11 protein-coding genes are annotated in these 11,248 nt (G+C 61.9%); 5 read left to right on the forward strand and 6 right to left on the reverse strand.

Features of this window, described 5'->3' with window-relative positions; genetic code table 11:
• Positions 1-2: 2 nt before the first annotated feature.
• Complete coding sequence (locus tag RB216_RS06445) at positions 3-2,384, reverse strand: TonB-dependent receptor (RefSeq protein WP_308908439.1); 2,382 nt, start codon at positions 2,382-2,384, stop codon at positions 3-5.
• Between the two features lie 198 nt (positions 2,385-2,582).
• On the opposite strand from RB216_RS06445, the gene RB216_RS06450 reads away from it, so the two are divergent.
• Positions 2,583-3,293 (forward strand): response regulator, encoded by a 711-nt coding sequence (locus tag RB216_RS06450; RefSeq protein WP_028619233.1) that lies wholly within the window; start codon positions 2,583-2,585, stop codon positions 3,291-3,293.
• A complete protein-coding gene (locus tag RB216_RS06455) occupies positions 3,290-4,675 on the forward strand; it encodes an ATP-binding protein (RefSeq protein WP_308908440.1) in 1,386 nt (461 codons plus the stop codon). Before RB216_RS06450 ends, RB216_RS06455 begins: the two co-directional genes overlap by 4 nt.
• 177 nt (positions 4,676-4,852) lie before the next feature.
• Here RB216_RS06455 and RB216_RS06460 read toward each other — a convergent pair whose 3' ends face one another.
• From RB216_RS06460 to RB216_RS06475, 4 genes are read right to left on the reverse strand one after another with little or no spacing between them, the layout of a single operon-like run.
• Positions 4,853-5,053: an SEC-C metal-binding domain-containing protein gene (locus RB216_RS06460; protein WP_003189235.1), complete on the reverse strand. Its 201-nt coding sequence runs from the start codon at positions 5,051-5,053 to the stop codon at positions 4,853-4,855.
• A complete protein-coding gene (locus tag RB216_RS06465) occupies positions 5,050-5,532 on the reverse strand; it encodes an LEA/WHy family protein (RefSeq protein WP_028619235.1) in 483 nt (160 codons plus the stop codon). Before RB216_RS06465 ends, RB216_RS06460 begins: the two co-directional genes overlap by 4 nt.
• A gap of 20 nt (positions 5,533-5,552) precedes the next feature.
• Positions 5,553-6,023: a YchJ family protein gene (locus RB216_RS06470; RefSeq protein ID WP_236321075.1), complete on the reverse strand. Its 471-nt coding sequence runs from the start codon at positions 6,021-6,023 to the stop codon at positions 5,553-5,555.
• A gap of 4 nt (positions 6,024-6,027) precedes the next feature.
• A complete protein-coding gene (locus RB216_RS06475) occupies positions 6,028-6,525 on the reverse strand; it encodes a DUF6231 family protein (protein ID WP_068931527.1) in 498 nt (165 codons plus the stop codon).
• A gap of 190 nt (positions 6,526-6,715) precedes the next feature.
• Here RB216_RS06475 and RB216_RS06480 point away from each other — a divergent pair, with 190 nt between their 5' ends.
• Both RB216_RS06480 and RB216_RS06485 read left to right on the forward strand, forming a co-directional pair.
• Positions 6,716-7,411: a PA1041 family peptidoglycan-binding anchor lipoprotein gene (locus RB216_RS06480; protein WP_028619238.1), complete on the forward strand. Its 696-nt coding sequence runs from the start codon at positions 6,716-6,718 to the stop codon at positions 7,409-7,411.
• Between the two features lie 160 nt (positions 7,412-7,571).
• The gene (locus RB216_RS06485) at positions 7,572-8,330 is read left to right on the forward strand and encodes a hypothetical protein (protein ID WP_028619239.1); all 759 of its coding nucleotides are present in this window, start codon (positions 7,572-7,574) and stop codon (positions 8,328-8,330) included.
• 144 nt (positions 8,331-8,474) lie between these two features.
• Here the strand turns inward: RB216_RS06485 and RB216_RS06490 are convergent, their stop codons facing one another.
• On the reverse strand, positions 8,475-8,939 hold the full coding sequence (locus RB216_RS06490) for a CopD family protein (RefSeq protein ID WP_028619240.1): 465 nt from the start codon (positions 8,937-8,939) through the stop codon (positions 8,475-8,477).
• Positions 8,940-9,038: 99 nt separating this feature from the next.
• Between RB216_RS06490 and dinG the strand changes: the two genes are divergently transcribed.
• On the forward strand, positions 9,039-11,183 hold the full coding sequence (dinG, locus tag RB216_RS06495) for an ATP-dependent DNA helicase DinG (RefSeq protein WP_028619241.1): 2,145 nt from the start codon (positions 9,039-9,041) through the stop codon (positions 11,181-11,183).
• The last annotated feature ends 65 nt before the right edge of the window (positions 11,184-11,248 follow it).

Raw genomic sequence — 11,248 nt, forward strand, 5'->3', positions numbered from 1 at the left:
GTTCAGAACTCATAGTCGACGCTGGCGGTGAGGGTGCGCCCGGCACCTGGGATGCCGTAGAGCTGGAAGCCGTCGAGGGACGCGCCGACCTGGCTGTAGTAGAACTTGTTGAACACGTTGTTGAGGTTGAGGTTGACCGTGGTGTCCTTGTTCACCTTGTATTGCGCGGCCAGGTTGCTCAGCCAGTAGCCGGGGGCTTTTTCGTGGTCGCGGGTGTAGATCGCATACACGCCGGACGGGCCGTTGGCGTAGCTGCTGTTGTTGTTCAAGCCGCCGACGTATTTGTTGTCGGTGTAACGGCGGCGGCCCACGTATTGCTCGCCGTAGCTGAGGCTCAGGGCGTCAGTGACGGCGTAGGTGGTCCACAGGTTGGCGGTCAGGTCAGGCACGTTCTTGGCTTCGGCGCCCTTGTTGATGCCTTTGGTCTGGGTGCTTTTGAGTGCAGAGAAACCGCTGTAGGCGGTCCAGCGCGGGGTGATATTGCCTTGCAGGCCCAGTTCGATGCCGTCTACACGCTTGGCGGGCAGCGCGCGTACCGGGGCGGATTCGCCGTCCTGGTATTCCCAGGCATTGTCCAGTTCGGTGCGGAAGATCGCTGCTGTGACGTTGAGCATATCGTGGGCAATGTCCCACTTGGTGCCCAGTTCATAGGTCTTGGACTTGGCCGGGCTGTAGTTGCTGGTGCTGGCCGCGCCGTAGATCTGGTTGTTGGTCGACGCGCCCAGTGCCGACGGCTGCGCCGCCTCGCTGTAGGACACGTAGAGGCTGCCGTTGGGCAATGGCTTGAACACCGCGCCGACCCGGCCACTGACGGCACCGTCGGTGCTGCTGATTGTCGCCTGGCCGCGTTGGCTGGTTTGTGCGCGCCAGTTGTCATAGCGCAGCGACCCCAGCACTTGCCACTGATCGTTGAGGGTGATGGTGTCGCCCAGGTAGATCCCGGCGTTGTCGATCACTGAGCGCGGGTCGCCTTCGCCTTTGGTCACGTAGGTGCTGGCGAAGCTGTGGCTGGGGTCGTTCAGGTCGAACAGCATGTTGCCAGCCGGCACCTTGGCGTTGCGTTTCAGGCCGCCGTAAGTCTCGTGATAGAACTCCAAGCCGCTGACCACGGCGTGCTGCAGGCTGCCGGTGGTGAGGTTGAAGTTGAAGTCGGTCTGGTTGTCGAGGATGGTGTAGCGCTTGGACAAACCGAAGTCACTGCCGCGCAGGATGCCGTAGGCGGTGTTGCTGTTATTCACGTAGTCGGTGTAGGCATTCACCGTGCTGCCCGGCACTTGGCTGATCGGTCCTACACCGGTGTAGTCCAAGGTCGCACAACGGGTGCCGGTGCAGGTCTTCTGGCCGTTGGCGTTGGCGGCGAAGAAGCGCGCCGGGGAGAGCACGGCAAAATTGTCGCTGCGTTCCCAACGCGTCTGGTTGCGCAGGTTGGCGTCATTCCAGTCGAAGTCATGCTCGAAGCGCGCCGTGAGCGAAGTGGTTTTGTTCTCTTGGGTGTAGAGGCTCGAGTCGCCGTACCAGTTGGAGCGCTTCACGCCGGGCATGCGATCGCCGTTCGTCCCACGCTGAATCGGCACGCCGCCGTCCGGGGTGTTGGTGTCTTTCTGATAGAAAGTGTCGACGAAGAAGCGCGTGTCGGTGCCCAGGCCGAAGCCGAACGAGGTTGCGATGCCCCAGCGGTCGTAGTCCACGTCGTCACGTTCGGCCACCTGGTTGTAGTGCTTCATCAGGTTGACGCGTACGGCGGTGGTGTCGTTCAGCTGCTTGTTAAGGTCGGCCGTGAGGCGGCGGTAGCTGTCGGTGCCGATCCCGGCCGAGACTTTGTTGGCATCGCCCAGGTGCGCTTCCTTGCTGACCAGGTTGACGCTGCCACCCACGGCGGACACTCCGGACTCGATGGACCCGGTGCCCTTGAACACTTCCGCCTGTTGCAGGTTGAAGGTGTCGGTACGCGTGGACATGCCCGCATCGCGCACGCCGTCGACGGTCAGGCTCTGCTCGGAAGAAAACCCGCGAATCGAAAACAGGTCGCCCCACCCCAGGTTGCCCTCGCCAGACATGAAGGTAATCCCCGGCACGTTGCGCAACACTTCCTGCAAGGTCTGCGCGTTCTGCTCCTTGAGCACCTGCTGCGGCACGATGGTCACGCTTTGCGGGGCGTCGAGCAGCGGTTGGCTGATTTTTGCCGAGGTCACCCGGTCCACTTTGAAAGTGGAGGTGGCTTCAGCATCGACCTTGATTTCCGGCAGGCTCAGCACCGAATCGTTGGACTTGGCCGGTGGCGCATCGGCAAAGGCAATCGGGGCGACGCTGCCGGCAGCCAGCAGGCCGAACATCGGTGCCAGGGTGGTGTGCAGCGTGTGGCTGCGAGATGTGGGCGATGACATGGGCAACTTCCGAGTCTAAATTACAATTACTCTCATTTAGGTTCGGTAGTCTAAAGAGCGTTTTTCCCTGCCATACCCCAGGTTTGTATCGCTGATGCGTGATTATGGTTTCCTACAACATTCCATTACATTTGCCTGCACGGCTGGCTGAACTTTCGGCTATTTGCTGCGTTTCATTGTTTTTCGGATTGACTGCCCATGGCCAAGCAAGACCACCTGCTGATCGTTGATGACGATCCGCAAATCCGCCAGTTGCTCTGCGACTACTTGAGCGACGCCGGCTTCCAGGTCTCCACTGCGGCCGACGGCAAGGAAATGCGCCGCCGCCTGGCGCTGAATGTCATCGACCTGATCGTCCTCGACCTGATGCTGCCCGGTGAAGACGGCTTGAGCCTGTGCCGCGAACTGCGGGTGAACTCCAACACGCCGGTGGTGATGCTCACGGCAAAAGGCTCGTTGATCGACCGCATCGTCGGCCTGGAAATCGGCGCCGACGACTATCTGCCCAAACCGTTTGACCCGCGTGAGCTGCTGGTGCGGATCAAGGTGGTGTTGCGCCGGGTGCAGAGCTTTCCCGACCGCGCGCGCCTGGATGAAGCGCCGAGCATCCGTTTCGCCGGCTGGCAGCTCGACACGCGGGCGCGGCAGTTACTGTCGCCGGAGGGTGTGGTGGTCAGCCTGGGCAACTCCGATTACCGCGTGTTGCGCCTGCTGTTGCAGCACCCCAATCGCCCGCTGAGCCGCGACTTCCTGCTCAATCACGTGTTCGACAAGGACAGCACGCCGTTCGACCGTTCCATCGATGTGTGTGTCAGCCGCCTGCGCTCGCAACTGCCGGCGGGGCTGATCAAGACCGTGCGCAACGAAGGCTACATGCTCACCGCCGATGATGTGGTACTGGAATCGTGAGACTGCTGCCGCGTTCGCTGTTCGGGCGGTTGGTGCTGATTTTGGTCAGCGGCATGCTCGCGGCGCAGGCGCTGACCAGCAGCATCTGGTACGACCGGCGCCATGGGCAGGTGCTGGAAATCCCTGCGCGCTTGATCGCCACGCGCCTGGCGGACGTGGTGCGGCTGGTGCACAGCGACCCGCAACAGGCGGACCTGCTGATCAAGCTGCTCGACACGCCGACCTTCCGCCTGACCGTCAGCGACCAGGCGAGTAATACGCCCAGCACGCTTCACGACAGCGACCGGCCCACCGAACGGTTGATCAAGAAGGTATTGTCGGAAAAAACCGGTTACGCCCAGACGCTGATCCTGTTGCGCCTGTCGCTGGTGGATGGCGAAGGGCAAACCGCCGGGCTGTCGACCCTGCTGGGTTCCAAACCGGTGGTGGGGCAGTTTCTGATCGACCTGCGCCTGCCCGACGGCCGCTGGTTGCAGGTGGATGCCAGCGAGGAACAGGGCTGGACCAGCACCTCACCGCTGGACCTGGTGTTCGATTACGTCATGCGCATTTATTTGCTGCGGGTACTGGTATTGGTGCTGATCGCTCTGGTGGCGGTGCGCCTGGCGATCCGCCCGCTCAACGCGTTGGCCAAGGCGGCCGAAGCCCTGGGCCGGGATATCCAGCGTCCGCCGTTGTCGGTGGATGGCCCTACCGAAGTGCGCCGTGCCGCCCAGGCCTTCAATGCCATGCAACAGCGGCTGATCGCCAACATCGCCGAGCGCACGCGGTTTCTTGCGGCCATTTCCCACGACCTGCGTTCACCGATCACACGCCTGCGTCTGCGCACCGAGATGCTCGAGGACAATCGCACGAAGGAGCGTTTTCGCAGTGACCTGGAGGAAATGGAGCACATGGTTTCCAGCACCTTGGATTTTGTCAGCAGTGGCGAAATCAACGAGGCGCGACAGAACATCGATATCAATGCGTTGTTGCAGAGTCTGCAAGCGGACCTGCAAGACGTGGGCGAGAACGTGGTGATTGAAGGCCGGGCCAAACAGCCACTGCCAGGGTACGCCCGCAGCCTCAAGCGGTGTGTGCAGAACTTGCTGGAAAACGCGGTGCGTTATGGCAGTGAGGTGGTGGTTCGGGTGGAGGACCAGGCGGATAGCTTGAGAATTCTCATCAGCGACCGAGGGCCGGGGATTCCCCAGGCACAGCTGGAACAGGTGATGGAGCCGTTCTACCGGGTGGAAGGCTCACGCAATGCCGAGACCGGTGGGTATGGCTTGGGGTTGAGCATCGCTCACACCATCGCCAAGGCGCATGACGGGCGGTTGAGGTTGCGTAATCGGGAGGGAGGAGGGCTGGAAGTGGAGCTGCAGTTCCAACGCCGATCCTGAGGCTCGCGCAGGGGGGGTATGTAGTGAGCGGGCTTGTCCCGCGCTGGGCTGCGCAGCGGCCCCATTAAGGCCGCGGCAGTATTACAGATACAACGCGTTGTCAGTTTTTAGGGTTGCTTCGCAGCCCCGCGCGGGACAAGCCCGCTCACCACAACAAGCCCGCCACAGGTTGGGGCATCAAGCCCCGTGGCACTTCTTGAATTTCTTCTCGCTGCCGCACGGGCAAGGATCATTGCGACCCACGTCCTTCAAGGCATTGCGCACCGGCTCCTGGTGAGCGTGGCCGCAGTTCGGGCCGTGGACATGGCCGTGGTCGTGATCATGGTGATCGTGATCGTGGTTGCAGTCAGGACCATGGACATGGGGTTGCTGAGTCATCGATGTCGCTCCGGAATAAAATCGCCGGGGATTATCTCGCCATTGTGGTTCACCTGCACGTCATAACCGATGAATAATCCGGTTTTCAGCTCGCCATCCAAGCGATACGGCACGGGCTGGTCGGGATTTTTCAGCATCTGCACCACATCACGGATCTGCGGCCAGAGGTTGGTGCGCACCGACACCCGGAAAAATTTATGACTGCGCGGCGGCACGGTGAGCCACTCATTGGACTCGCCCTCGGTCAGCACGAAGTCGCCCAGGGTGACCTTGTAGATCAAACCGCGCACAGTCAGGTCGGCGTCGTCGCGGTTATCTACGCGAAAGTACAGCTTGAATTTCTGCTCCAGCAGCTTGGCGCGCACCACTTCGACTTTCACCAGCGACACGTGGGGCGGTGGGGAGTCGTCTTCAAACCACGACGCGCAGCCGCTCAAACCGAGGGCTAACGCCAGCATCAAGCTGTACATCCGAAGCATGGCGTTAATCCTTAGAGTTGTTAGAGGTAGCTGGAACAGCACTTCTTGAATTTCTGCCCGCTGCCGCACAGGCAGGCATCGTTGCGTCCGGCCTTCACTTCCACGGTCGGGTCGATGAAGTACCAGCGCCCGTCATTCTGTACGAAAGAAGACTGCTCGCGGTGGCTATGTTCGCCGTTGCTGTCGTGCCAGCGTGCGGTGAAGGTCACGAAGGCGTGTTCCGGCTGGCCGCCGAACACCTCGGAGCTTTCTACCTCCAGGCCGAGCCAGGTGCTTTGGGCGCTCCAGGCGCTTATGGCATTTCGGTCCAGACCAGCCTGTTGCGCGGGCAGGGTGGTAGCGACCAGGTAGTCCACCAGGCCCAGCACATAGGCGCTGTAGCGCGAGCGCATCAACGCGGTGGCGCAAGGTGCCGGATGCCCGGCGTGATAATGACCGCAGCAGGCATCCAGCAGGTTGCCACTGCCGCAGGGGCAAATGGATGTACTCATCGGGTTACCACCAATACTTTCCGAAGTTTTCCGGGTTGGCCCAGAAGCGGGCGTTGAGCCAGTCCGGCACTTGTTTATAGTCAAGCAGATCGTAGGTAAACAGCGTCAGAACCTGCTCATCACGCTGGAATCGCTCGCCGGCCTGCAGGGCCAGGGAGAAGAAGTCGGTGTCCTTCCAGTCGCAGGCGCCCAGGTCCACCAGCACCGCAATGCGGCTGGCATTCAGGTTACGGATGCCGCCAAGCAGGGTCAGGCCTTGCGATTTTGACAGGTGCTCCAGGCAGTCCACCACCAGCGCCAGGTCAAACCGCTGTGCGGCAAGCTCTGTAGGCAACGCGCCCGGTGCCGCGATGGACACCTGGGTATCCGGGTGGGCTTTTTGAAAAGCCTCCAGCGCCGGGAACTGGCTGGCGCCCAACAGCAGCAGGCGTTTGGGCTGGTGCAGATCGAGCAAGGCGGCCAAGGCTTGCTGGGGGGTACGGGCAGAAATACCGGCGGTCATCAGAGATCCTCACATCAGGACCGTAGAGACTAGCGCGGCTGAGCGTGCGGGCCTAGAGCGGGCGGCTGTGAAAAGTCCTACGAATGCGGCGATCCTCAATGAATACAGGGGCGCGGCGTAGTGGCGCAGATGAAAAGAGCCGTCTTTACTCCACCCATCGGCCCCCGCCGATCCCCTCAGGAGAAATCAGATGAGCATCATGCGGACAGCTCTACCCTTGGTTCTGCTAACCGGAGTATTGACAGGTTGCGCAGGTTTGCAAAAAACCGACTGGCCCACCTGCGCCGCCCTTGGCGGTGTGACCGGTGCGGCGATCGGTGCCACTGAAAGCTCGGCCTACGCGGGCGCGGGTGCGCTGCTGATCGGCGGCATGGCCGGCGCCTATTGCTGGGTGCACGGCGATGGCGACGAAGACGGCGATGGTGTGCCGGACAGCCGTGACAAGTGCCCAGGCACGCCAAAAGGTGTGCCGGTGGATGCCAATGGTTGCCCACCGACACCGCCAGCGGCCGTGGTTGAGGAAGTCGTCGTGGTCAAGGAAGAAACCATCGTGATCCGCGATGTGCACTTCCAGTTCGACTCGGCCAAGCTGACGGCGGCGGACAAAACCAAGCTCGATACCATCGCCACGCGCTTGAAACAGGAAGCCCCGAGCGCCCAGTTGCGGGTCAGTGGCCACACCGACAGCGTCGGCAAAGACGCCTACAACCAGAAACTCTCGGAAAAACGCGCCCATTCGGTCACGGACTATCTGATCGGTGCCGGCGTGCCGCGCAGCAATTTTGTCGCGGTAACCGGCGCAGGTGAAAGCCATCCGGTCGCGGATAACAAAACCGCCGAAGGCCGCGCCTTGAACCGCCGCACGGAAATTCAGATCAACCGCTGACGGCCCTTGCCCCTGTGCGATCCACAGGGGCATTGCTGCCAATCCGCCCCCTTTATCAACTTTTTTGATCCTTCACTGGCAAAGCGCCTGTGGAAGTCGTTACTGTGCATCCAAAGAAAAACTAGAAATATTTTTTGAAAATTTTCAGGGGAGCTCCACGATGCGTAAGGTTTTACTGCTGGCCCTGTTGGTCAGCCCTGTTGCCCTGGCTCAAAGCGTCAGTGTGGAAACCAACTCGTTGATGCGCCTGCCCAGCAGTACCAGCGTGTTGCAACTGGAGCGGTTGGAGGTGGCGGACTACGGCACCTTGCTGATCCCCGCCACCATCAGCCAGGTCACGGTGGATGAGCTGCACCTGGGCCGCGACGCCCGCATCGCCATTGTGCCCGGCAACACCGCGCTGCAATTGCAGGTGCGCCACGCGCAGTTGGACCACGGCAGCCAGATCACCTCGCGCGGCGCGCCCGGCACCCACGAAAAACCGGCCAAGGCCGGGCGTGACCTGACGTTGCGCATCAACTCATTGACCGCTGAAGAACTCTCGGTAGACGCCCGTGGCGGCGCTGGTGCACAGGGTTATTCCGGGTTGGACGGAGCCAATGGCGTGGATCCAGGCTGCACCTGGGGTTCGGCCGGTCGCGGCGCCAATGGTGATAACGGCGGTGATGGCTTGCCTGGCGCGTCTGGCGCGCAGGTGCGGGTCGAGTTGCCGCAGGACTTCCCGGCGCAGCAGATCAAGGTCTGGGTGGACGGTGGTCCCGGTGGTTTGGCCGGCACGGCGGGCAAGCCTGGCAAGGGTGGCCAGTCCAAAGGCTGCCTGGTGTACCGCGCCGATGGTGGCGAGAAGGGCCGCCCAGGGTTGGAAGGGCAGCCGGGGCCGGCTGGGCCTGCAGGCACTGTGACCATTCAGCGGTTGTAGTGAGCGGGCTTGCCCCGCGCTGGGGGGCGAAGCCGCCCTAAAATCGTACGACCTGTTTCTCACTGCAAACACGCGGTGACTGGATTGGGGCGGCTTCGCCCCCCCAGCGCGGGGCAAGCCCGCTCACCACAACAAGCCCGCTCACTACAACATCGGCCGAGCCGAAGCAATCGCCACCACCACCAACCCCACGATCAAATTGATCCCCACCAACCGGCGGATCTGCCCCAGCACCGCAGCCCCCGCTGGCCAGTCCTCAGCCGCCACCGCCGTGCGCAATTCCGGGAATTTCAACGCCTGGATACGGATAAACAACGCCGTCATCACTAGGTACAAGCCCATCATCACCTGCACATAACGCGGCGCCGTCTCAAACCCATTGAAGCGCAATTGCAGCAGGCCGATGCCGCTGATCGGCAAAATCGCCACCGCGATCCATACCCACACGAAAAAACGTTGAAACACATTTGCCCACAGCTTGAGTCGGGCAGGGCCTTCAAGTGCCGCCACAGCGGCGGGGCGCAGGATCATCCAGGCGAAAAACATACCGCCGACCCATACCAGGGCGGCCAATACATGCAGGGTGTAAGCGAGGCTAAACGCGGTCATTGTGGTACTCCGTTCTGCGCGGGATTCATTAGCGGGGTATGATAGCCGCCGATCCGAACCACTGAAAATTTATCCAGCGTTTTTTGCGCCCGACTATCCATGATCAGCACTGAACTCAAAACCACGATCCAGGGCGCCTACTCGCGTTTTCTCGAAGCCAAGAGCTTGAAACCGCGCTATGGCCAACGCCTGATGATCGCCGAAGTGGCCAAGGTCCTCGGGGATATCGACACCGACGACGAAGGTCGCCGCGAGGGTGAGCCCGCGGTCGTGGCCGTCGAGGCCGGCACCGGTACCGGCAAGACCGTGGCCTACAGCCTGGCCGCGATCCCCACCGCCAAGGCCGCCGGCAAGCGCCTGGTGATCGCCACCGCCACCGTCGCCCTGCAGGAGCAGATCGTCTACAAAGACCTGCCCGACCTGATGCGCAACAGTGGCCTGAATTTTACCTTCGCCCTGGCCAAGGGCCGTGGGCGCTACATGTGCCTGTCCAAGCTCGACGTATTGCTGCAGGAAGGCCACGCGCAAACCGCGACGGCCCAACTGTTCGAAGAAGAAGGCTTTAAGATCGAGGTCGATGAGGCCAGCCAGAAGCTGTTCACCAGCATGATCGAGAAACTGGCCGGTAATAAATGGGACGGCGACCGCGACAGCTGGCCCACCGCCCTGGAGGATTCCGACTGGGCGCGCCTGACCACCGACCACAGCCAGTGCACCAACCGTCATTGCCCGAACTTCGGCCAGTGCGCCTTCTACAAGGCCCGCGAAGGTATGGGCAAGGTCGACGTGATCGTCACCAACCACGACATGGTCCTGGCCGACCTGGCCCTGGGCGGCGGCGCCGTGCTGCCGGACCCGCGTGACACCCTCTACGTTTTCGACGAAGGCCATCACCTTCCCGACAAGGCCATCGGCCACTTTGCCCACTACACGCGCCTGCGTTCCACTGCCGACTGGCTGGAAACCACCGCGAAGAACCTCACCAAGTTGCTGGCCCAGCACCCGCTGCCCGGCGACCTGGGCAAGCTGATCGAACAGGTGCCGGAACTGGCGCGGGAGATCAAGACCCAGCAGCAATTCATGTTCAGCGCCTGCGAGCAGGTGGCCGACTTCAAACCCGGTGAAGACGTCGAGGGCCGCGAGCGGCCGCGTCATCGGTTCGTCGGCGGTTTGATTCCCGAGCACATGCGCGAAATGGGTATCGAGCTGAAGAAGGGCTTTTCACGCCTGACTGACCTGTTCACCCGCCTCACCGACCTGCTTAAAGAAGGCATGGATGGCGAGGTCAACATCGGCATCGCCAGCAACCAGGCCGAGGAATGGTACCCACTGTTCGGCAGCCTGTTGTCCCGTTCCCAGGGCAACTGGGAGTTGTGGACGGCCTTCACCGTTGAAGACCCGGAAGACAACCCGCCGATGGCGCGTTGGCTGACCCTGTCGGAAAGCGGTGCGCTGTTCGACATCGAGGTCAACGCCAGTCCGATCTTGGCCGCCGAAATGCTGCGCCGCAACCTATGGAACGTGGCCTACGGCTGCCTGGTAACCTCGGCCACATTGACCGCCCTGGGCACCTTCGACCGCTTCCGCATGCGAGCCGGCCTGCCGAAAAAGGCCGTCACAGCAGTGGTGCCGAGCCCGTTCCATCACGCCGACGCGGGTGTGCTGCGGGTGCCGGACCTCAAGGCCGACCCACGGGATGCGGCGGCCCACACCGCTGCGATCATCCGTGACCTGCCGGAACTGGTGGAAGGTTCACGCGGTACGCTGGTGCTGTTCTCGTCACGCAAACAGATGCAGGACGTGTTCGACGGCCTCGACCGTGACTGGCGCAAACAAGTGTTTATCCAGGGTAACCTGTCCAAGCAGGAAACCCTGAACAAGCACAAGGCGCGGGTGGATGGCGGGGATTCCAGCGTGCTGTTCGGCCTGGCGAGCTTTGCCGAAGGCGTGGACTTGCCGGGCGCCTACTGTGAACACGTGGTGATCGCCAAGATCCCGTTCTCGGTGCCGGATGATCCGGTCGAGGCGGCGTTGGCCGAATGGATCGAAGCGCGGGGCGGTAACCCGTTCATGGAGATCTCGGTGCCGGACGCTTCCTTGAAGCTGGTCCAGGCTTGCGGTCGCTTGCTGCGTACCGAAGAGGACCGAGGCACCATCACCTTGCTCGACCGCCGTTTGGTCACCCAACGCTATGGCAAGGCTATTCTTAATGCCTTGCCGCCGTTCAGGCGCGAAATTTCTTAAGCCACCGTGGGCGGATTCGCCCACTTCGTGGTCTATCTCACTGTATTTCATCAGGCCATTCATCG

This window comes from Pseudomonas canadensis (genome assembly GCF_030980095.1).
GTDB lineage: Bacteria > Pseudomonadota > Gammaproteobacteria > Pseudomonadales > Pseudomonadaceae > Aquipseudomonas > Aquipseudomonas canadensis.

Excerpts from the sequence above, each read along its gene's own strand:
- RB216_RS06460 (WP_003189235.1), bottom strand. The coding sequence starts at position 5,053 with ATGACTCAGCAACCCCATGTCCATGGTCCTGACTGCAACCACGATCAC.
- RB216_RS06485 (WP_028619239.1), top strand. The coding sequence starts at position 7,572 with ATGCGTAAGGTTTTACTGCTGGCCCTGTTGGTCAGCCCTGTTGCCCTG.
- RB216_RS06475 (WP_068931527.1), bottom strand. The coding sequence starts at position 6,525 with ATGACCGCCGGTATTTCTGCCCGTACCCCCCAGCAAGCCTTGGCCGCC.
- RB216_RS06470 (WP_236321075.1), bottom strand. The coding sequence starts at position 6,023 with ATGAGTACATCCATTTGCCCCTGCGGCAGTGGCAACCTGCTGGATGCC.
- RB216_RS06450 (WP_028619233.1), top strand. The coding sequence starts at position 2,583 with ATGGCCAAGCAAGACCACCTGCTGATCGTTGATGACGATCCGCAAATC.
- RB216_RS06465 (WP_028619235.1), bottom strand. The coding sequence starts at position 5,532 with ATGCTTCGGATGTACAGCTTGATGCTGGCGTTAGCCCTCGGTTTGAGC.
- RB216_RS06490 (WP_028619240.1), bottom strand. The coding sequence starts at position 8,939 with ATGACCGCGTTTAGCCTCGCTTACACCCTGCATGTATTGGCCGCCCTG.
- RB216_RS06480 (WP_028619238.1), top strand. The coding sequence starts at position 6,716 with ATGAGCATCATGCGGACAGCTCTACCCTTGGTTCTGCTAACCGGAGTA.
- RB216_RS06445 (WP_308908439.1), bottom strand. The coding sequence starts at position 2,384 with ATGTCATCGCCCACATCTCGCAGCCACACGCTGCACACCACCCTGGCA.
- dinG (WP_028619241.1), top strand. The coding sequence starts at position 9,039 with ATGATCAGCACTGAACTCAAAACCACGATCCAGGGCGCCTACTCGCGT.